This window comes from Methanolobus psychrotolerans (assembly GCF_002243045.1).
In the GTDB taxonomy this organism is placed as follows: domain Archaea; phylum Halobacteriota; class Methanosarcinia; order Methanosarcinales; family Methanosarcinaceae; genus Methanolobus; species Methanolobus psychrotolerans.
Window position 1 is genome coordinate 19,779 of record NZ_MBKP01000039.1, and the last position, 23,610, is coordinate 43,388.

At 44.0% G+C, this 23,610-nt stretch carries 13 protein-coding genes; 6 read left to right on the plus strand and 7 right to left on the minus strand.

The window, feature by feature from the left end; genetic code table 11:
* Positions 1-7: 7 nt before the first annotated feature.
* Both BB781_RS11830 and BB781_RS11835 read right to left on the minus strand, forming a co-directional pair.
* Complete coding sequence (locus BB781_RS11830; RefSeq protein ID WP_094228708.1) at positions 8-3,085, minus strand: chemotaxis protein CheB; 3,078 nt, start codon at positions 3,083-3,085, stop codon at positions 8-10.
* A 34-nt stretch (positions 3,086-3,119) separates the two neighbouring features.
* Positions 3,120-5,114, minus strand: a complete 1,995-nt coding sequence (locus BB781_RS11835; protein WP_094228695.1) for a PAS domain-containing sensor histidine kinase — start codon at positions 5,112-5,114, stop codon at positions 3,120-3,122.
* A 553-nt stretch (positions 5,115-5,667) separates the two neighbouring features.
* Between BB781_RS11835 and BB781_RS11840 the strand changes: the two genes are divergently transcribed.
* Entirely contained in the window at positions 5,668-7,866 is a 2,199-nt protein-coding gene (locus tag BB781_RS11840; protein ID WP_094228696.1) for a diphthine--ammonia ligase, read from the plus strand.
* Between the two features lie 29 nt (positions 7,867-7,895).
* Here the strand turns inward: BB781_RS11840 and BB781_RS11845 are convergent, their stop codons facing one another.
* From BB781_RS11845 to BB781_RS11855, 3 genes are read right to left on the minus strand one after another with little or no spacing between them, the layout of a single operon-like run.
* Positions 7,896-8,999 (minus strand): (Fe-S)-binding protein, encoded by a 1,104-nt coding sequence (locus BB781_RS11845; RefSeq protein ID WP_242492649.1) that lies wholly within the window; start codon positions 8,997-8,999, stop codon positions 7,896-7,898.
* A gap of 24 nt (positions 9,000-9,023) precedes the next feature.
* Complete coding sequence (locus BB781_RS11850) at positions 9,024-9,992, minus strand: YbgA family protein (protein WP_094228698.1); 969 nt, start codon at positions 9,990-9,992, stop codon at positions 9,024-9,026.
* 30 nt (positions 9,993-10,022) lie between these two features.
* Positions 10,023-11,507: an aminoacyl-histidine dipeptidase gene (locus BB781_RS11855; RefSeq protein WP_094228699.1), complete on the minus strand. Its 1,485-nt coding sequence runs from the start codon at positions 11,505-11,507 to the stop codon at positions 10,023-10,025.
* Between the two features lie 177 nt (positions 11,508-11,684).
* On the opposite strand from BB781_RS11855, the gene BB781_RS11860 reads away from it, so the two are divergent.
* The 5 genes from BB781_RS11860 (at position 11,685) to BB781_RS11875 (ending at position 15,364) form a co-directional block, all read left to right on the plus strand.
* The gene (locus BB781_RS11860; protein ID WP_094228700.1) at positions 11,685-12,215 is read left to right on the plus strand and encodes an O-acetyl-ADP-ribose deacetylase; all 531 of its coding nucleotides are present in this window, start codon (positions 11,685-11,687) and stop codon (positions 12,213-12,215) included.
* Positions 12,216-12,395: 180 nt separating this feature from the next.
* Complete coding sequence (locus BB781_RS15780; protein ID WP_164997866.1) at positions 12,396-12,536, plus strand: hypothetical protein; 141 nt, start codon at positions 12,396-12,398, stop codon at positions 12,534-12,536.
* A 99-nt stretch (positions 12,537-12,635) separates the two neighbouring features.
* Entirely contained in the window at positions 12,636-13,343 is a 708-nt protein-coding gene (locus BB781_RS11865; protein ID WP_094228701.1) for a type 1 glutamine amidotransferase, read from the plus strand.
* Positions 13,344-13,411: 68 nt separating this feature from the next.
* Complete coding sequence (locus BB781_RS11870) at positions 13,412-13,945, plus strand: GNAT family N-acetyltransferase (RefSeq protein WP_094228702.1); 534 nt, start codon at positions 13,412-13,414, stop codon at positions 13,943-13,945.
* A gap of 147 nt (positions 13,946-14,092) precedes the next feature.
* Entirely contained in the window at positions 14,093-15,364 is a 1,272-nt protein-coding gene (locus BB781_RS11875; RefSeq protein WP_164997867.1) for a PGF-pre-PGF domain-containing protein, read from the plus strand.
* A 40-nt stretch (positions 15,365-15,404) separates the two neighbouring features.
* Here BB781_RS11875 and BB781_RS11880 read toward each other — a convergent pair whose 3' ends face one another.
* Positions 15,405-15,782, minus strand: a complete 378-nt coding sequence (locus BB781_RS11880; protein WP_094228704.1) for a response regulator — start codon at positions 15,780-15,782, stop codon at positions 15,405-15,407.
* Positions 15,783-15,788: 6 nt separating this feature from the next.
* Positions 15,789-23,354 (minus strand): PAS domain S-box protein, encoded by a 7,566-nt coding sequence (locus BB781_RS11885; RefSeq protein WP_094228705.1) that lies wholly within the window; start codon positions 23,352-23,354, stop codon positions 15,789-15,791.
* Positions 23,355-23,610 lie beyond the last annotated feature (256 nt).

The following is a 23,610-nucleotide window of genomic DNA, read 5'->3' on the forward strand; positions in this document are numbered from 1 at the left end:
CCGGCGGCTATTCTTTCTCCCCGGAATCATCCCAGGCTTGAAGTTTCTGATCTGTGATATCCATGGAGACACCAGTGATCCCTATGATGTTACTGGCGGTATCATACAATGGATCCACTGTAAGATTATAGAAATGTGGTTTACGGTTTATGCTAATATGGACTTTCTGCCGCGTTCCCTCCCCGCTTTCCATCACTTGCCGCTTGAGGGTTGTCAACCTGGCGGCGTCCTCTGCCAGCAGCAAGTCGGCATCCGTCTTGCCGATAACCGTCCTGACGGAAAACGCAGGATGAGGATTATTTATCCATGTGTAGCGCAATTCCTTATCCTGATTAAAGATCATGACAGGAGATGCCTTAAGTGCGACCCGCATACGCTCTCCGTTTAATCGTAGCTCCTCCTGCACCTCTTTTGCCTTGGTGATGTCAATAAAAGTGATTACTGCGCCCTCAATCACGTTGTCCAGCGTTCGGTAGGGCTGGATGCGCATCGTGTACCACGTCCCCGACAGAGTCTGCACTTCCATCTCTTTAGGAATCAAGGTGTCCAGAACCGCCTGTGTGTCCGCCACCAAATTGCTGTAGCCAACAAGGTTGGAGACGACATGTCCCACGGGCCGCCCTACGTCACTCAGGATCAGGTTTATTATCCGGGTGACAGAGGGAGTGAAGCGCAGGATGCGCAGTCCTATGTCCACAAAAATAGTACCGATGCCGGTGCCTGCCAGCAGGTTGTTCATGTCATTGTTGGACTGCCCAAGATCGGCCACCTTGGTTTGCAGTTCGGTATTAACTGTGGACAGCTCCTCATTCACCGATTGCAATTCCTCCTTGGAAGTTTCCAGTTCCTCGTTGGTGGATTGTAATTCTTCGTTGATCGACTGCATTTCCTCGTTAGAGGATTTGAGTTCTTCATTAGATGTCTCCAACTCCTCGTTGGTGGCATGGAGGTATTCATCCTTGTCCCGCAGTTCCTGCTGGAGCGCCACGATACGCGCATCGGCTAGAGTATCAAGGCTGTTCTCTTCTGCGATGGTATGCAATGCGGCTGCCATCTGTGTCTTTTCGAGTTCCGGGGACAGCGCTTCTTCCAGGATGACCAGATATAGGGCCGTCTCCGGCATCCCGGCCGAACCTGCCAACACCGGCCGGACGGTAAGGTTAACAGTGATGGAATTACCACCGGTTTTGACACGCAGACCCGGGTATTGCACAATCTCCTTGCCCGCCGTGGCTTTGTGCAGGGCAACGGTCAGGTCACGCCGTAATCCTTCACGAGCCATCTTTAGGATGTTGTTGACACTGGCCTCGCCCGGAGCCGGTTCCAGGTACATGCCAGTGCGGCCATGGATATAGAGGATATCACCCTGACCGTTGACCAGCACAGAGGCCGGGGTGACATACTGCAAGAGCGCAGCTTCGGTCAACTCACGCAACAGTGGTTTGTTGGGGACAGCCTTCTTGCCGGCAGTCTGCATGACCGCCGCATCCGTCGTCGCAGGCAGCAGATAGTGAGCCGGAATCACACGATGTGAGCTGTGAAAATCGTCTTTGCGCTGAAAAAGCTTAGATTTGCGGTTCAGCACGGAAAAAAGATCGCCAAAATCGCCCACGGACTCGGAAGTTCCCAGGAAGAGAAAACCACCTGAGTTAAGAGCATAGTGGAACAGAGGGATGAGCTTCTTCTGCAAGTCACCATTCATGTATATAAGGAGATTGCGACAACTTATCAGGTCTAGTTTGGAGAAGGGCGGGTCTTTGATAACATTCTGCTCGGAAAAGACTAGCATGTCGCGAATGCTTTTGTGGATGCGGTAGGCACCACCACCGGGCTCGGCCACAAAGAAGCGCGCCAGCCGTTCCGGTGATAGGTCGGTGGCGATGCTGGATGGATAAATGCCAGCACGGGCCGTGGCAATCGCCCGGCTGTCAATGTCGGTGGCAAATACTTGAACTTTGAAAATCTTTTTCAGAGTTTCCTGATGCTCATCGAGCATAATCGCAAGGGAATAGGCCTCTTCACCTGTGGAACATCCCGACGACCAGACGCGAATCGTGCCCTCTGCGGGCTTGCCGGCAAAAAGTTTGGGAATGACCAGCTCCTCGAGGACCTTGAAGGCTTCAGGATCACGGAAAAAATTGGTCACGCCGATCAACATGTCGCCAAAGAGGGCTTCCACCTCTATGGGGGTCTGCTGGAAATACTTTAGGTATTCCTCCAGCGTATCGATCTGGTGAACAGCCATGCGCCTTTCAATGCGGCGTTGGATGGTGCTTGGCTTGTACTGGGAAAAGTCATGGCCAGTCTGAGCGCGCAGCAGGATGAATATCTTCTTCAGTGCGTTCTCGATCCTGGGCACCGGGGCGGTGGCGGGTCGTGGGGGCTTGCCAAAAGCATGTGCCACATATGCGATGATCTGCGAAGGCATCTCGGCTGGCGGCAGCTCGTAGTCCACCATGCCAGTGGCGATGACGCTGCGCGGCATGCCGTCAAACTCGGCAGATTCGGGATTCTGGACCATGACCATGCCCCCTTCACCCTTGATATCACGCACACCCAGGGTACCGTCACTGCCGGTGCCAGAAAGCACAACACAGATGGCACGCTCATGCTGATCATGGGCCAGGGAGCGGAAAAAGAAGTCAATTGTCATGCGCTTGCCATAAGAATCAGATGGTTCCAGCAGTTGGAGAGAACCGTTGAGAAATGCCATATCCCGATTTGGCGGGATGATGTAAGCGCAGTTCGGGCGCACCACCATGCCGTCTTCGACCTCGAATACCTGCATGCGGGTGTAGCGCCGGATCAGGCCAGTGAGAAGGCTTTTGTGGTCCGGGGCAAGGTGTTGCACCAGGACAAAGGCCATGTTCGGATCAGTATCTGTGGGCATACCGGAAAAGAAAGCCTCAAAAGCTGCGAGCCCTCCGGCTGAGGCGCCGATACCAACGATTGGAAAGCTGTCAGTGTCATTCTCAACTGTCTTTCGCACTTCAGCTTCTTTCCCCGAATCAACCTGTTTCTCGGCAGCTCCAGCATCGGACGTTCCTTTGATTACTTTCGTTATGTCCTTCTTTCTTTTAGTCATATGGTCTCCACTACTTAGCTGCCCGGCAACAATATTAAACCAATTGCCATTTATTATCATGAACTTCACGATTTACTGGAATCAAAAATGAAAAGATACTACCATCTCTCTCTTTGCTTTCAACCCTGATCTCTCCACCGTGCATCTCAACAAACTTTTTGACAATGGCAAGACCCGCTCCGATCCCTTCATATTTGCGATTGAGTTGTGAATGTAGTTGTTTAAATGGATGGAAGAGTTTATTCATATCATCATCCGAAATCCCTATCCCTGTATCTTTTACACTGACCTGGACAAAATCACCGCAACGCTGTGCTTTGATTGTCACATAACCTTTTTCATGTGTGAATTTGATGGCATTACTTGCAAGATGATAGAGGATCTGTTTGAATTTGATTTTATCGGCGTCTATTACCCCAAGCTGTGGCTCGACTTCGATAAACAGATCAATGTTCTTCTTTCTTGCAAGAGAACATAGTACCGTTCTTATTTCGTCAACTGCATTCGAAACATAGAACAGTCTGTAGTCAAGTTCCATATTTCCGGTTTCAATTGTTGATAGATCAATGAGATCATTAATGATTTTAAGTAGATGGTTGCCTCCCTTTAAAATGTAGTTTATATACTCTATTTGCGTTTCATTCAGGTTACCAAAGGAGTCATCAAGTAATATGTCTGAAAAACCTATAACAGCCGTCAAGGGAGTACGGAGTTCATGGCTTATGGTAGCCAGAAACTCAGTTTTGACCTGGGTGGATGCCACAGCAACAAGTTTAGCATTTAGCAGTTCTTCTTCAGCAAGCTTCCGTTCTGTAATGTCCTGCAATGAACCGGTTATTTTTACAACTTTACCAGCCTTTTCTTTCGGGTGGCCGATTGTACTAATCCATTTATGATTGCCTTTAGCTGAGATTACTTCCAGTTCCAGATCAAACGATTCACCTTTTTCTACAGTATTCTGAATAGCTTTTTCCAGAAGTTCTTTTGAACCGGAAGGATAAAAGCTCAAAGCAAATTTAAGACTTACAGGTTCATTGTTATCGATTTCATATATCCTTGCAACTTCAGGTGTCCGGGTAATATAACCGGTTGCTACATCTAATTCCCAACCACCTATCTTAGCAATCCTGCCAACTTCATTCAGAAGAGAGTCCATTTCCCGCAGTTCACTTTTTGCACGGTTGCGTTCTGTAATGTCCTGAATCATTCCAATTACTATATTTTTTTCATTATAGTATTCAGCAGTAGAGTGTATAAAGCGGACATTGCCATCATTAGGTCTTATTATCTTAAATTGAACATCATAGGTAGCATTTTTTTTCACGAGATCATTTATTGCTTCGTCCAGCATTCGGCGGTATTTTGGCATTGATATTTTTTGCATTTTTTCAATGGTAAATTCTTCGCTTTCGAGTCCATATATTTCCCTTGTTTTGTCTGAAGCAGACACTTTACCGGAGTTCAAGTCAAACTCCCAGCTCCCGACCGGTCCGATTTTTCCCGCATCAAAAAGCTGCAATTCTGTCCTTTGCAAATCCTCTTCTGCTAAATTCCATTCATTGATGTCATGAACTATGTAATAAAACAACGATTGAGATTTGAGTGCCATTGAACCACTGAAAACTTTGACATCACGTATCTCACCATTTGCACGACGATGCTTGAACAAAAAGTAATTCCTTTTTTCTTCTGCAGCTCTTTGGTTCTCAGCTTTGATATCTTCATTTGACAAAGCGTTTATGTCATCTATTTTACGTGGAATATTCTCGCGCGTCCAGCCATAATACTTACGTGCTGCAAAATTTGCATCGATAATCTCGGAGTTTTCAGGATTTACAAGAATGATAGCTTCCTTATTATCCTTAAAGAAGAATTTATACAGGCCTTCATTTCCCGCAAAGAAATCTTTTGTCCGGCTATACTCGATGGCATCTTCAGGATCATGATAAATATCTCTCAAATATCCTTCGTTTGCGAAGGAGGAACACATATCTTCATATTGATTACGGATATTATGTTGTTCTTCCATCAAAATCTCCAGACCCAATTCTATACAAGCGCGCCAATAGTTCACAATGGCGCCTTTATGTTAAAATAAACATTTAAAAACACTACAGTACATTTGATGTAAAGTTACGAATTTAAATGCATAGCTAAATATACTTCCCAATTCCCACTGTTTCTGTATATGCTATTATATGTATATATATCTGTTTGTTAATCATATTTATGTAACATCTCCACTTTTATCGGATAGACGTAAACTAGAATTGTAAACAGATTCTTATTGTCAACAAATCCTTGTGATATCGGAAGTTTGACATTCATCACTTTTTTATGAAAGGAATGTCCTCAGTTTCAACCAAAAAGTATCACATGTCATTTATTATGGATTGTGGAGTTGTCATAAGGCAATTCCTTTTTTGTTCTTGCCGGTATTGATCTGCTGCCAGTGAACAATTGATGATGCAACCCTTTAAAAATTGTCAATTGAATATGCTTTTGAAACCCCTGATATACTCAAAGCCTTTATCACAATAGAATGACCTTTTGAACTCAAAATACAATCACCAGCTGAAAATATGTGCTCAATTACAGGATTCTTCAATAACGAAAACGCAATGGAACATACCTTACATGCCCTTGAAATAACAAAGAACAGAGGACTGGATGGTATAGGTATTTGCACTGCAGGCGAACTTTACATCGCACAAGACGTCAATTCCCTGGGGATTGACCCTGATATCTCACAAAGGAATGTACTTGGACACCGGCTGCACTCTATGGTGAATTTCGTACTCCAGCCCATTGCACATAAAGGAAAGATAGTTGCAAACTGCGAGATATACAACTGGAAGGAACTTGATGAAAAATACGGCGTGGAAGCACAGAACGATGCAGACCTGCTGATAAAGCTGATAGAGAAACATATCGAAAAGCAGATATTTGGAACAGGGAACAAAACAACGTCCCAAACAGAAATCATGCAGGTCATCGATGAAATACTACACGAAACAATTGGCGTCTATGCATTCGCATACTGGCTGGATGACACTGTTTATATTGCAAGGGACATCGTAGGTCTCAAACCACTCTGGTATAGCCTCTCCGATGGCTTTGCCTTTGCCTCCGAGAAAAAAGCGCTGGCAAGAAACGGCTATGCAGAGATCAAAGAGCTCAACCCAAGGGAGATCCTCGTCTACAACATAAAAACCGGCAGCCTGGAGAAATACAACAGGGAATTCTTTTCCATAACACCCCTGCATGAAGGCAGCATCACAGAAATAGAAGAGCACATGAAAATACTATTGGAAAATGCTGTTTCCATACGCATGCCTGATGAGAAATTCGGTATTCTTTTTTCAGGTGGTCTGGACTCCACCATCATTGCATGCATGTGCAAGATGATGGGAAAAAAGCCGGGAATAGATTTTACCTGTTACACCGCAGGCCTCTGTGAAGTACAGCTTCCTCCTGACATTGAATACTCCCGGATGATGGCAGATGAGCTTGGACTTGACCTTGTGGTTAAAAGCATTGGACTGGATGAAGTAGAGACGTATCTTAAGGACGTAGTTCCTCTTGTAGAAGATACCAATGTACCAAAGGTTGGAGTTGCACTGACCATGTATGCAGCATGTGTAGCTGCAAGGGAGGAGGATGGCATCAGGGTAATGTTCTCAGGCTCAGGAGCCGATGAGATCTTCGCAGGCTATGACCGTCATAAGCGTTCCACCGACATAAGCAGGGATTGCTATGCCGATGTACTGAAGATATATGAGAAGAATACCTATCGTGACGATGTCGTTTCCATGAATAACAACATTGAGTTACGTGTGCCATATCTTGACAAAAGGTTTGTGGATTATTCTCTAAAGATACCACCGCAATACAAGATCAACGATGAGCAGAACAAACTCATTTTACGTCTGCTTGCCGATGAGCTTGGAATTCCTGCCCAGGTCAGCCAGCGCAAAAAACAGGCGGCTCAATATGGAAGCCGTTTTGACAAGGCTATCGGCAAACTTGCAAAGAAGGCAGGATGCAAGACAAAGACCGAATACCTGAAGCAGTTCTACGGTAAGCCAAACCTCAAGTTAGGCGTGCTTTTTAGCTCCGGCAAGGACAGTAATTATGCAATGCACATAATGCAGGAGCAGAATTATGCCATCGAGTGCCTTATAACCATCAAGAGCCAGAATCCCGACTCTTATATGTTCCACACCCCTAACATCGACCTTGCACGCCTCCAGGCAGAAGCAATGGAACTGCCACTCATTGAAGAGCTCACAATAGGTGAGAAGGAAAAAGAACTGGATGATATGAAAAATGCTATTATCCGCGCCAAAAACGAGTTCGGTATAGAAGGTGTTGTCACCGGTGCCCTGTATTCCAATTACCAGCGCGAGAGAATAGAAAAAGTATGCGATGAACTCGGGCTGAAGGTGTTCTCACCCCTGTGGCACATCGACCAGGAAAAAGAGATGCACCAACTTTTAGACATTGGGTTTGAGTTCATCTTCAGTAGCGTGGCTGCATACGGCCTGAATAAAAGCTGGGTCGGACGAATTATCGGAGAAAAGGACATCGAGAAACTTGTCAAGCTCAATGAGAAGATCGGACTCAATGTGGCAGGAGAGGGCGGTGAGTTTGAGAGTTTTGTAACAGACGGACCAATGTACAGAAAAAAGATAGAGATCCGGGAAATGGAAGTTATTGAGCGTGACGAATACACGGCAAAGGTAGTTATTACTGATGCAGTACTTGTGGATAAAGAGTGATGTGTTCTCACATCTCCCTGTTTACCCGCCTAGTCTTTGCCTCCAAGCACACTTTCAGCCAGCAGAACCGAAATATCCCTGATATTCATTTCCTCATCCTTTGACTTGCACGCACCTTCCATGTGATGCACGCAGAAAGGACAATACGAAGCCAGCATCTCAGCCTTGTCCTTGTATCCTTTCACCGTTAACATGGCAATGTCATCCGCGATCTCCGGGAAATTGGGTTTAAGACCGGCAGGTCCTCCGCAACATACCTGTTTGCCGTCAAAGAGCTCATTAATTCCTATACCCATGCTTTCAAGGATACTGCGTGGAACAGCCTTTGAATCTCTCACAGGACAGGCATCCCGGACAGAAACTGTCATGTCGAGTTTCTTTGGTTTCAGCCTGCCATCATCGATCATATCCTTAAATACATTAAGGGATAGTTCAACTTCAAATCCAAGTTCACGGTAGAGTTTAGGATATTCCTTGCCAAGTACCATGTAACACCCGGGACATGAGGCTATTACCTTCTTCACTCCAAGGGATTCTATATAATCGACGAACTTCTTCGCGTGCTCTGCAAGCTGCTCAAGATGACCATTGTCAAGAAGGAAAAGCCCGCAGCATTTCTCTTCCTTGAGAATCATCGGTCTGATGCCTGCATGATTGAGCAGGCGGATGGTTGCCCTTGCAATATCCGGCTGACTGTATGCCACCCAGCAGCCTGCCATGTAAGCTATCTCTGAACTTTCGGCAATGTCAAGGTCATCAGTAATCCAGTCAAACCTCTTTGATGGGTCTTTAGCACCCGGACTGTTGTGCTCAATGATGTTATTTGAGATAGCAGTGGTCTTTGCAGGCTCCCTGCCCTGCTGTGCCAGCAGTTCCCTCTCATACTGGATTATGTCAATGATGGGGATACTCACTGGACATACATCATCACAAGCACCACACCTTGTGGAAAGATAGATGTTGTCGTACTCATCCTTTGTGAGCTCCTCACCTGCAACTATCTTTGCAAGGGACTCGATCTTTCCCTGTGGAGTGAAACGGTTTCCATCCGTGACCATATTCACCGGGCATACATCCCAGCATTTCTTACAATCTATACATGAATCTATCTCTTCCTGAAAACGATACATCATATCACCTCATACAAAAAAAACGGATCATTTGTCCCAGTAGTCTTTTTCTCTGCTCTCATCAATCTGCCCCTTGATCTCTTCAGGATATGGATACAGGAATGTATCTTCATAAGCATCATTTCCAAAAGAGCGTGATGAGTACATCCTCAATAACTCAATAACAGCATCTTCACTGATCCAGTTATTCTTAAAACGTCCGAGCATGTCCTCAAATAAAGAGCTCTCAGCCGATGTGGTATCTTCAAGCATAGAGAACATATTCCTTGCAGTTTCAATTTTCAAAGCCAGTGATCCGGGCTTTCTCATTAGCTGCTTTAGCAGAGACTCATATTCCCCAAACAGCAGACTGGTTTCTTTCCCCGAGCCCAACAATGCTGACATCTCTATCAGAAGGTCAGCATTATAGGTCATGAACAGAAAACGGTTATTTTTATGGAACTTAAGCAATGCATCAAGTGAATATTCTGTTTTCACCTGCCTGAAAGCCGCAAAAGTGTACAATTGGGTCAGAAAATGATGTCGTATACGAATATTACGCAATCTTTCATTCTCTTCTATCGGATAACCGGAGTACCTGGCAATAACTTCTCTTGCAAACAGTCCTGCGTTTTTTTCAACTACCGGAGCCATATGTGCACCTGCGTAGACCTTGACATCATCAATCCCCATACTTGGAGAAAGGCCTTTGAATATGAAACCGTCTATATCTCCAAGCCCATCAAGGAAATTGTTCGTAAAGGTATTCATCTTCTCTGTAAAGTCTTCCCCTGTTTTTGGCTGAACAAGCCGATATTCGCCATCCTGCTTAATAATTCTCAAAGGGTCCCTGGGAATCCCAAGGCCAATCCCAACTTCCGGACATACTTTGATGAAATCAACAAAAGGCATTATATCATGCACTATTCTGGAAGGAATGACCTGACCGTTATAGCGCACTTTATCGAACTCAAGACATCTGCTTACAAGAATGATTGGTTTTGGAAATTGTCTCATGGAATTAATGTTATACTTACTAGGTTATAATTATGACTCCTTCTGCTTTCCGGCAAACGTACCCTTTTCATCTTTAAATGAAGCAAGCAAAGCAACCACAAGGTCCCATACCTTCCTGACCGATGGGATATACAACTGTTCATCAGGAGAATGTGGATTCTTTATGGTGGGACCAAAGGATATCATATCCATTCCCTCATATTTCGAACCTATAACAGCGCATTCCAGACCTGCATGTATAGCCTTGATCCTTGCATGTTCCCCAAACACAGAGAAATATACTTCCCTGCATCGCTGAAGAAGAGGCGAAGACATATCCGGTTGCCACGCCGGATAACCTGAACCATGTGAACAATTCGCACCATGATCTGCGGCAATCGAGGTAACTTTTCCTGTGAGCTCTGCAAGTCCCTGGTCAAAAGAACTGCGCTGGCTTGATACTACTAACAGCTCGCCATTCTCTATATTCACAATTGCCAGATTACTTGAGGTTTCTACAAAGCTTGGTATTGCCGGAGATATGGAAGCTACCCCATGTGGCAATGACATAAGAAGACCTACGACCCGACGAGCAAAAGAAGTATCTATTGCCTTAATTCCAACATCTATACCGGATTCTTCAAGGGTTATTGAAAGAGAAGGCTCAAGACCTGCATATTCAGACCTTAACTTGCTTTCAAACCCGGCAATCAAAGAGACGACATTCTCTTTCTGATCCGGAGAAAAAGCAATGATTGCTTCCGCATGTCGTGGAATAGCATTATGTGCAGAGCCGCCTTTTATACCACGCAACATGAAGTCGTTTTCTTCCATAAGTGATTGCAAGACCTCTGCAAGCAGCTTGTTGGCATTTGCTCTCTTTTCATGAATATCAACACCGGAATGACCGCCTGAAAGACCACCCACTACCAATCTGAAAAATAATGTACCTTCAGGTACCGGTGAATATTCAAGTGGCATCCTGATAGTTGTGTTCGATCCTCCGGCACAGCCAACGGTAAAAACACCCTCTTCTTCCGAATCTACATTCAATAATATCTTCCCGGTGATGAAATCAGGCATAAGTGCATTAGCTCCGGTAAGTCCGGTTTCTTCATCCACGGTAAAAAGAAGTTCAAGTGCCGGGTGGCTCAGGCTACTATCTTCTGCAAGAGCCAGGGCAATGGCAAGTGCTATTCCGTTATCTGCGCCCAGAGTTGTTTCCTCTGCCCTTAGCCAGTCAGCTTCGATAACAGGTATAATTGGATCTTTTGTAAAGTCATGAGTGCTTCCACAGGTTTTTTCACATACCATATCCATGTGTCCCTGGATCACTATTGTGGGCAGGTCCTCATATCCTTTTGAAGCAGGGACCCTAATGACTACATTATTGACACTATCGAACTTTACGCTAAAACATCGTGATAGTGCCCATTCCTTCAGCCATGTGGCTATTTTCTCTTCCTGACCGGATGGTCGGGGAATGCTGCTTATTTCCCTGAAAATGGTTATTATCTTCTCTGTGACTTCATCCATGGATAAACCTTCATAGATTGAATATGCAAATCCTGAATATTATGTTCTAGATAATATTACGGTATAGTGCCTGTTCTGTATTGCCTGTTCTGTATTAATAATAGCATACAAAAGAGATAAGAATAATCTTGACATTTCTTTCTTGAAGGTAATGAAACAGGAAAACTGAGGGATCATATGGATATTTCCGGAATAATCAGCGTAATTATGGGGGACATAGTGGAACAGGATGTTGACGCCATCGTAAATGCAGCAAACAACTCACTTCTTGGCGGTGGAGGTGTGGATGGAGCCATTCACTGCGCTGCGGGTCCACAGCTTCTGGAAGAGTGTCGTGCTCTTGGAGGATGTCCTACCGGAGAAGCCAGGATTACAAAAGGATACATGCTGCCTGCAAAATGGGTGATACATACGGTAGGTCCTGTATGGAAAGGCGGACGTTTCCGGGAAGAACAACTTCTTACCGATGCATACAGGAATTCACTCACCCTGGCAGAAAAGTATGATGTCAAAAGCATTGCTTTTCCGGGAATCAGCATTGGAGCATACGGTTTCCCGGTAGAAATTGCATCCGGACTTGCTGTTGGCACAATACTTGAACATCTTAAAACAGGAAGCTCACTGAATGATGTCAGGCTTATATGTTTTAATGAAGCTTCCTATATTTTTTATTTAAATGCATTGGAACAGCAGGTTTCTCTTCTGTGAATATCCCTGGTCCATTCAAGCAGGTAGCATCTATCATCATTATGACAATTAGCATATAATCGAGTGCAGATATATTTAAATACGATAAAACTTTAGGAGTTCTTAGCAAATTCAACTATACCTAGTAAAATTATGGATTAATATTATCCATATGGTAAGGTTGATCGGTGGTACAGCTGGTTGGTAGCAAGGTTGGTTGGTGGTGGTACCATATTTGCCAAAAAACATACCCCTCAGGTCAGGATTCCCGGATTATCAAAAACGGAAAACGAAAGACACTCTTTCAAAAACGTATTTGGGAATCCTGCCTACAGGGAATGATCCTTTCTTTTTGTTCTTATTTTACAGATATGATAAGATATCATTTTCAATGAGCTTTGTTCATAAACCATTTATTCTGCAAGCCAAATATAGAGAACCATGAGCCTGCTTATCGTAAAAAACATTCCGAGGGAAGGACCTGGGATACTTGAAGATATTCTTACAAAAAATTCCATTCCTCACGAAATTATCGACCTTGATACCGGGGATAATTTACCTGATCCGCTTGGTTATTCTGCGATCATTGTTTTGGGCGGACCGGACAGTGCCAACGATACAACCGGGAAGATGATAACCGAACTTGCAATGGTAAGGCAGGCAATTGATGCAGGTATACCTTATCTGGGCATTTGCCTTGGCATGCAGGCACTGGTTAAAGCATGCGGTGGTTCTGTGTATGCAAATGACGTCAAAGAGATTGGCTTGAGGGGGGAGGATGGAAATTACTATTCAGTCGGCATTGAAACAGAATATGCAGATGACCCTCTGTTCAATGGTCTTGAAAGTCCTGTGAAAATATTCCATTTACATGGTGAAACGGTAAAGATAACTGAAGAAATGCAATTGATGGGCACTGGAAAGTATTGCAGGCATCAGATAATAAAGGTAGGGGAAAAAGCCTATGGGATCCAGGGGCATTTCGAACTGACACCGGAGATGTTTATGGTGTGGCTGGACAGCGACCCTGAACTAAAGGAAATGGACAGGGAAACACTAATGACTGATTTTGAATCACTTGCCAATGAATACAGCAGCAATGGTAAAATACTGTTTGGCAATTTCCTGAAAATAGCAGGAGTTATGTGAACTTACTTCTGGATCAAGTCCATGATATATTCAAAACTTTTTAGTATAAGTTAAGGAAATATCAATCCATGAAGATCCCACAATCGATAGATACGGAACGATTGATAATCAGAAGATATGTGGAGGATGATCTTGAGAGATTACACTTGTTCTTCAACAACGAGGAGATAACCAGTTCCACAGATATGCCTGCTCACCAGAGCCTTGAAGAAACAGGGGCATTCCTGGATGTTCTTATACAATCGTACAGGACAGATGAACCACTCTTTGCGATGGCAATATGCATGAAGGATAATGGAGAGGTCATTGGATCATGTGGTTTTGCTGCAATGGAGTTTTCTTCAGATACACAGATATATTATGCCCTTGAACCTGAATTCCGGGGGAAGGGATATGCCACGGAAGCTGTGGAAAAAATGCTTGAATACATGATACTGGTCCTTGACATTGAAAGGGTAGCTGTTTTTTGTTCACCTGAAAATATTGCCTCGGTGAATCTGGCAAAAAGGATAGGAATGATGTATCAGGGTACTATATGGAAAGATGAACGGAATACTGAATATTTCCTCATGACGCGTGAAAAATACCTTGGAGGAAACTAAAAACAAGTTCAATAAACAGGCATTTCATTTTTTTTACTGATTTCGTATTGATTTTCAATACTTTATTGTAAGATCTGCCTGATTAAAATAACAACATATAAATATATATTTGCACATACTGTTTTTAAACAGTTGCCGGGTACGATGATGAGCAGAACTAAATATCTCCTGAATCCTTACAGAAGAATTACACTTTTATCCCTGATACTGACATTTATTCTCTTCTGTATCCCGCTCGCCTCAGCAGATTCTGTTGTCTGTATATCGCCGTCCGGTCAGGACATATATGCAAACCATGATTTTGATGTATTCATCAATATAGAACCAGAAACACCTATTGCAGGTGCACAACTGGACATTTCGTTTGATAACGACATGATTACTGCAAATCGTGTGGATGACGGAGGATTCTTTAAGCAGGAAGGAATAATGTCGATCTTTATCGGAGGAACAATTGATAATCCGCACGGAAGGATCAATGGTCTGTTTGCAGTAACTTTGGGTAAAGCTGAAGTAAGCACGCCGGAAAACTTTGCACATGTCACTTTCACAGCCTCCAATAAAACAGGAAACTGTATTATCAGTCTTTCCAATGTGATAATGAGTGATTCTGACGGAAAGGCAATTCCCGTAACTGTCAGCAATGCGCAGGTCAACATTATAGAAACATCTGCATCTTTGATCCAGGAAAGCATTGCCAGCTCAGGAGGAGGGAGTGGCGGTGGTGGTGGCGGCGATACCGGCGAGAATACCGAGAACATTGACTTTATGGAAGTAGAGAAGCTCTATGTAACCGGGGACTATGATGTTGTTTATCTATTTGATGAGAATACAAATCCTGTCAGGTCTATCAGTTACAGGTCACTGAAGAATGCCGGATTCATAACAAGTACCATCGAGGTACTTAAGGATGTGTCATCGACAGTTTCTGAAAAACCGGACGGGATAATTTACAGGAATATGAACATCTGGGTTGGAAAAGCAGGATATGCCACTGAAAATAACATTGAAGATACCAGGATTTCTTTTATCGTCCTTAAAAAATGGATGCAGTCCAATGATATTGGAACCGGCAACATACACATGAAAAGATATTCTGATGGAAAATGGGAGAAACTTGACACTGAAATGACAGGAGAAAATGAGGATTTTATACTCTATGAAGCAAAAACCCCTGGATTCTCGCCGTTTGCAATCACCGCAGATGTGCCATATGAAAATCCAATGGAGAAAGTTATTTCAAATAGTGATACTGACAACAAGGTATTATTACCGGAAGAAGAAAACAGTCTGGATACAAAAAGTCCTGCTTCTGTTGTGTCAGACACGAATTCCGCAAAACTGGCACAGAACAGCTTATTACTTTTTTGTCCTTCCATATTCATCATTTTACTTTGCAGACGTTGCAGATTCATTTAGAACTCTCAATGCAACCAACAATAAACCACAAGAAAATTTATCAGACCTCTGAAGACGACAGATATTTACCTATAACTTCCCTCAGTTTGTCTACATATACAGGTTTAAATAAGTATTCTGAAAAACCAGCCTTCAAGTAGAATTCCCTGTCGTTATTTCCCTTAATAGAAGCAGTAAATGCTATTACCGGTATGCTTGAAGTTGCATTGTTTTCTTTCAATGTCTTCAGTACCTCAAGCCCATCCATTCCTGGCATTTGTATATCCATAAATATAAGGTCAAAATGATACTTTTCTGTAGCTTCTAATGCAATTAAACCGTTTTTTGCGTGGAACGCCTTATGACCTTCAGATTCCACTATGGACGTAATCAACACTGAAGTTAAAATGTCATCCTCAGCGATTAAAACACAACTCATAGTTTTTCACTCCAGAGTATTTAGGGGTATATTAAATATAAAATTACTGCCATTTCCAACCTCACTCTCGACCCAAATATTGCCACCGTGCATTTCGACCAGTTTTTTGACCAGGGCCAAACCAAGTCCTGTGCCACCGTACTTCCTGGAGATAGAACCATCTATCTGTACAAATGGTTCAAAGATCTTGTCTATTTTTTCGTGTTCTATACCGATTCCTGTATCATGTACAGAAAACTGGACAGTGCCATTGCTGCTTTTCGCTTCTATCGTTATCGAACCTTCATTATGTGTGAACTTGATGGCATTGTCCACAAGATTATACAGTATGTCCTTAAACTTGTTCTCATCTGCAATAATATCTGTGAGATCATTATCGGTTTTTGTAATGATTTTAATGTCTTTCTTTAATGCCTTTGTTAAAAGGAGGCCACGGGTTTGAGATAATAGATCATCTATATTGACACGTTGCAACTGAAGAGGTTCCAGAAGTCCATATTCTGCATTGGTATAGTCCAGTATCCTGTTAACTATAGTCAGCAGGTCTTGTCCACTTTGGTGAATGTACCTGGCATATTCCTTATGTTTACTTTCATTATTTTCAATGTTTCCACTGAGCAGCAGGTCCGAAAAGCCAATTACAGCAGTTAGCGGTGTTCTGAGTTCATGGGTGACATTCTTTAACAGTTCACTTTTCATGCGGTTTGACTCATCCGCAGCAGCCCTGGCATACAGAAGAGCTTCTTCTGCTTTAATTCTTGGAGTGATGTCTACCTGTGTCCCTATGAGACGATGTGACCGGCCTTTCTCGTCAATCTCTGTAGCCCTGCCTTTCATTGAAACCCAGATCCATTCACCAGATCTGTGTTTTATTCTTAGGTCTACATGCAGGGGTTCCAGCAAATTAATAGCCGTGTTCATCGTATTTGTAATGGTTTCTACATCATCAGGGTGTATCAAACTCAGAAAAGTATACAGATCTTTTGCAAGCTCATCAGGTCCATACCCACTCATTGTATATATCTCGGAACTCATATAGGTTTCATAAGTATCCAGATCAAGATCCCAGAAACCAGTTGATGAAGCTTCCATTGCAAGTGACAGTCTCTCTTCACTTTCTTTGAGTGCTTTTTCAGCACTTTTTTGCTCGGATATGTCTATAACTACTGCAATGGCATATAGGATCGAACCATATTCATCTCTGATGACTTTAGAATAAACTTTTACCCAGACATTATGACCGTTTTTATGAATATAACACTTTTCGAATTCAGCTGAATCGATCTCTCCTGCAGAGACTTGCATTATGTACTTTTCTTCCAGATGCAAATCATCAGGGTGCGTGATATCCCTGAAATTCATTGAAATTAATTCATCTGAAGAATAACCCACTATTTCACAGAAACGGCTATTCATCTTCAACAACCGACCATCAGGGGTGGCCTGAGCAACACCAACAGATGCCTGCTCAAAAACAGTCTTGAATAATTGTTCACTTGCGTGGAGTGCTTTTTCAGTATCCTTGAGAGAAGTTATATCTTCGTTGACCACAATGACACCCATCAGATCTCCATCATCATCCAGAACCGGAGCTGAGTAGTTTAGGATTATTCTCTTCTCGCCATCAAAAGCATCGATCTCAAGCATCTCTTGTTCAACCGTTATTCCTTCTCTTATGGTACGGGCCAGTGCCCATTCATCGGGCGCTAACTCTTCTCCTGAAGGAAGCCGTCGGGCTTTGAAGACCCTGTATTCTCCAATCCCCACGTGCGGCTCAGCACCCCATATACGGACCCCTTCGGGATTCCCGCTCTGTAACTTCCCGTCGCTGTCCACAAACCATAATCCGATCGGCAGTATCTCAAATATCTTGCTAAGAAGTTTCTCACGCTTTTTTAGCTCTTCTTCAGCCAGTTTCTGATCAGTTACATCCCAGTTCGTTCCGATCATATGTAGCGGTTGACCGGATCCATCACGCTGGACGATAGCAAGAGCCCGGATGTTGCGGACAGTTCCGTTATTCCAGACCACCCGGAACTCGGTATCGAATTCCTTTTCTCCGCGCAGTGCCATCTGTGTTTCAGAATCACATCTCTCCACATCATCAGGATGCAGACCTGTCTTCCAGGCTTCATAGGCACCATCAAACTGGTCCGGAGTTATTCCATAGAGGCGGAACATCTGCTCGTCCCATAAGAGTGTGTTATTTTCTATGTCGTAATCCCAAATACCCACACCTCCGGCACGCGTAGCCAGTATCAGACGGTCACTGGTTTCCTTCAGTGCCTCTTCTGCTTTTTTAGTGTCCGTAATGTCTCTGGTATTTGAAACCACACCCGCGATCTCACCGTCATTATCTATATATGGGGAATATGTAATATCGACAAAGCGTTTGCCCAATATAGGGTAATGTATCCACGCCTGGTAACTTACGATCTTACCCTTCAGGCATCTGTCGAAATATTCCAGGACCTCATTCTCAAAAACTTCCTTCCCAAGATATTCTGCCACGGTAAGCCCGACAAGTTCTTCACGTCCCCTACCCGAGAACATTTCGTAGGCATTATTAACGGTAACATACCTGTAGTTCTTATCTACGAGAGAAATGCCGTCCTGGGTTGAAGAAACGATCTGTTCGTATATTTTCATTTGCTCTTCGAACTGCTTGCGTTCCGAAATATCCCTGCACACGCAGAACACCAGTTTTTGTCCTGAACAGACTGCGCCGTTAGCACTGATCTCCATATAGATCTCACTGCCGTTCTTATGCCGATGCACCGTTTCGAATTGAAGACCATCGGCATCAATGCCCCGGATCATCTCCAGCAGCTCTTCCTGGGTCCATTGCTGATCCCAGTCCCATACATGCAGCTCAAGTGTCTCAGCCGGGGAATAACCGAGCATCTCGGCAAATTTCTGATTGGTTTCGAAGACCTTGCCGTGCTCATCGAGAACCACTATGCCGTCAGGCGACTGTTCGATGAGGATGCGGCGTCTTATCGCTTCCTCTTCCAGCTTCGCTTCCGCACGCTTTTGATCGGTTATATCCAATGCAACACTCAGCACAGCATCCTTTCCCTGCCAGTGTACACGCTTTGTGCTTACTTGCAATGGGAACTTTGTACCATCCTTCTTAATATGCCATGCTTCAAAGGATGCACTGCCTTTGTCCATTATCTCCTGCATTCTTTCAGAGATCTTCTGAGCGGTCTGTGGATCATCTAACTGTTGCAGATTAAGTTGTGCAGCTTCATCCTGCGAGTATCCATGCAATTTGTATGTATTCGGATTTGAATACAAGATATTGCCTTCAAAATCATGAACGGTGATCGAAGCCGGAGAAGTTGTCATAAGGCTTGCCAGAACCTGCATCTTTTCGTCGGATTCCCTCTTTTCAGTGATATCCTGATGCGTTCCTATACACTTGATGGGAATGCCATTCCTGTCCAGCATGAATCGTGATCGTGACTGCCATATGCGCTCCTTCCCGTCAGGAAGCACAACACGAAACTCTATAGGCCAGGCCCTGCGCAGCTCGAACATTTTCTTTTTCTCTTCTTCTACAAAGCTGCGATCATCAGGGTGCACCAGGTCGCTCATGAGGCTATCTATGTTACCTGAGAAAGTCTCATCTGAAAGCCCGGCTAACTTCAAGAGGTTACTGGAGTATTCCAGCGAACCATTCTCAAGATCACAAACAAAGGAACTAATGTTTGCTATGGACTGGGCATCGCTCAGGAATGACTCGCTCTCCCGGAGAGCTTCTTCGGCACGTTTGCGCTCGGTTATATCCAAAAGGATGCAATGTGTCTGCTCGAAGCTGCCATCGATCTTGTGACCGATCCGCCCCTCAAAACTGATGAGCCTTCTCTCGCCCGTCTTGTGAAGCATCTCAAATTCCGACTGAATTATTCCTTTCGCTTTAAAAACAGGAAAACGCTCACAGTACACTTCTACGAACTCCGGAGCAAGGAAATCACCAAACCATTTGCCAATGACCTCCTCACGTTTGTATCCCAGTGTCTCCAACCATGCTTCGTTCACCATCAAAAAGCGTCCTTCATCATCAAGAGACTGGTAACCCAGAGGAGCTTGTTCAAACAACTGGGCAAAGCGCTCTTCGCTTTGGCGCAAGGCTTTCTCGGCCTGCTTACGCTCAGAAATATCCCTGCACACGCAGAACACCAGTTTCTCACCGTTGCATATCGCCCCGTTAGTACTGATCTCAACATCAAGGAAACTACCGTCCTTGCGTCGGTGGCGTGTTTCAAACCGGTCACCGGTTTCATTAACATCCCTTACCATCTCAAGCAGTTGCTCTCGTGTAAATTCAGTGTCCCAGCCCCATAAATACAACTGAGAGACCTCCTCCGGAGAATAACCAAGCATATCAGCAAATTGCTGGTTAGCCTCGTAAACCTTACCATTCTCATCAAGGACAACAATACCATCACCGGACTGATCGATAAGAATACGACGCCTGATCACTTCGTTCTCTAACGCTTCTTCTGCCTTTTTACGCTCGGTAATGATCTCCGTGTAGACTACGATACCGCCTATTGAGCCATCTGCCTCGTACCAGGGACGGCATTCCCAGCGTGTCCAGTCCACTGAACCGTCTTCCCTCTCATAAGGATCTTCTTCTGAACTGGATACAATCCCCTGCAAAGCCTTTTGGTGAACATCTCTCCATTTTTGAGGCAGATCCGGAAATACATCATAATGGTGCTTTCCAATAACATCCTCTTCCTTTACCTTATACTCATCAAGATAACGCTGACTGACATAGATATACTTCAAGTCCCTGTCATGAACTGCGACGGCGCTTTGGGTGTGCCCAATAATATAATGCATCAATTCATGAGAATGGCCAAGTTCATTTAGTGTCCTGGCAAGTTTGATGTTGCTATAGCTTAGCGTTGAGATCATATCAGTCAGCTTGGTGTAGAACGCCATTACTGTTTCCACTTTTGTCCTATCCAGGCGTGGTACTCTTTCAAGAGCTTCCAGATATTCATTTTCATCAAATCCATATTTATTTGCCTGCAATCTGAAAGTCTCGTATGGCAGTTCCTCATCATCGAAGAAGAACTGTCCAAAGAACAGGTTCCCCATATGTGAGTCACCCACCATAATGGGAGTTGAAATGTCCCACATATTATTCTTGCATCTGTAAAGCTTAAATGTGTCAGGAGACACACCTTTTGACAATTGTGTATCACTTTCAATACAATTAGCACATGTTTTTGGATTTACTCGATGAAACTTTGTGCATATATCCTGCCAGCTAGTAGCGACCAAAACCTTACCATGAAGATCAACAATAGCACCACCACCAATTTGGGTCAATTGGAAAAAATCATCCATTAATGATTGTAGGGCTTCATGATCAATGATGTCTGCAAGTTCCAGAGTTCCGATATCGCCTTCCGGTTCCACAATGGCACTTAACTTCCTTTTTACGTGGGCTTCACTCTTACGCAAGGCATCTTCCATTACCTTACGTTCGGTGATATCCAGGCAATGACCTATATAACCTATGAACTGCCCTGTACTGTCGTAGCGGGGTGAACCATCATCAATTACCCATCTGTATTCACCATCATGCCTGCGCAGACGATACTCCATGGAGAATTTTTCGCGCCTGTCAAAGGCATCCGAATAGGTCTTCAGACAATTCTCCATATCATCCGGGTGAACATTGTCAAGCCACCCTTCACCCAGGTCCTGCTCAAGTGTACGTCCGGTGAATTGCATCCAGGGCAAATTAAAGTAATTACAAAGCCCGTCTTTTCCGGAAGTCCAGATCAAAGCCTGACCGGTATTAGCAAGCGTCCGGTAATTTTGTTCACTCTCCCTGAATGCCTTCTCTGCAGCGATCTTGTGAAGAGCGAAACTCAGATCATCTGCAATTTCAACGAATAAGTCCTGTTCTTCCTTGTCATGGGCAAATTCGGAGGGGATCATGACAGCAAGTAAACCATATACCCTGTCACCAAACTGCAATCTATTGGCCATTCCAGACATTCCCGTATGCTCACAGGATAAAGAACAATCAGCACAATTGGCATCCGGGTGATCGACAATTACAATATCGTTATGTTCAAGGGCCAGGGTCATGCAGAATGGCAAATTGCCACTTTCCAATTGCTTTTTTATAGCCGCACAGCCGATCTCAACCCCCGAAACAGCCGTGGCCGTTACAGACCCATTCGTATCCAGGAGCACCATCCATGCATTGTAATAACCAAGCGTTCCGGTAAGGTTGGAGCAAGCCTGCTCTATAAGGCGATCGGGATCGTTCTCCCGCACAAGCAACTGATTTACGTTCCTGACAGCCAGAAGTACCTGTTTAAGGTGCTGTTCGCGTTCTTCAGCTTGCTTGCGCTCAGTGATGTCACGCAAGAAACAGAAAAGACCCTGACCTGCTTTTTCCGAGTATGCTGTACTGACCTCTATAGTTAATATCCTGCCATCTTTTGTCTGGTGTTTTGTTTCGAAACGGTCAATTCCCCTCTCTTTCACCTTACAGATATGGGCAGCGGCCTGTTCCGGATCCTCGTTTACATCCAGATCGGAGATGCTCATCCCAAGCAGTTCCTCACGTGTGTAACCGGTGAGCCTGCAGTATGCATCGTTCACTTCACAGATCCTACCTTCCATGTCCAGATGCCAGTAGCCGTCAATAGAGGTCTCGATGGTGGTTCTGTATAGTTCTTCACGTGCAATTATTGTGTATTCTGCTTCTTTAAAAGCGGTGATATCCACACCAAATATTGCAAGTTTTTCTGTTTTCCCTTCATGGTCAAAAACCGGGTAGATAGAATTGTGAATAATATGTCCGTTACGCTCATCTTCAAAATGAACAGGTTTGCCTTTTGCAACTACTTCATCGGCTTTTTGTCTTCGTCTTTTTGCCACATCTTCTGAAACAAAGTCGTAGATATTCTTTCCCCTAAGCATCCCAACAGAAGTTCCCATGCGCTGCGCAACGGTTTCGTTGGATGCGAGGACTTTCCCTGTGATATCAATAAGCAATACGGACTCAGTGGAAGCGTTAAGGAGAGCATGAATATCCTTCTCACTATCTCCCAAGTCCATGAGTGACCTATTCATCTCTGTAATGTCTACTATTAATCCAATAAGGCCGGCGACTTTACCAGAATGATCAGTAAAAGCTATTTTATGAAAGACCACGTCCTTTTCCAAACCATCCGGCGACATTACCTTCCATTGGTATATCTGCTTGCCTTGTTGCTCGAACAGCTTCCGGTCCATATTCTCATATTTTTCTGCAAGTTCCCGCGGTCCCATGTCATAGACTGTCCTGCCTATGATCTCTTCTTTTGGCTTTCCGGTAAACTCTTCAAATGCCCTGTTACATCCAATGTACTTTCCGGAAATATCTTTATAGAATACAGGTTCAGGAATGGTTTCAAGTAATGCTTCCACAAAAACAGGATTATTGTTATTTTCACCATTCTTGCATACATGCTCTGTACGACCATCATTACCATGTGAAATTGATTGACGGTTTTTTCCGTATTCTTCCGAAGGAGCAATTTTTGTCATGATCCCTTATGTCTTATAAAGAGGATAATCAATCAAAAGGCAATTTGCAATGCTTGATATCTGGATTCCCGATGCAGCAAGATGCAAAGATAAAAATGTATGACACATACCTGATTGAAAAATCAGTGCATTCTACAAGTTCATACATTTGATCAGTGAATAACAGATCAAACAACCCTTTTTGCTTTATACTTATAATCCCAAGATGTATTCTTATATAGATGTTCCGAATCGCTTATGAAGTTCGAGTATACAG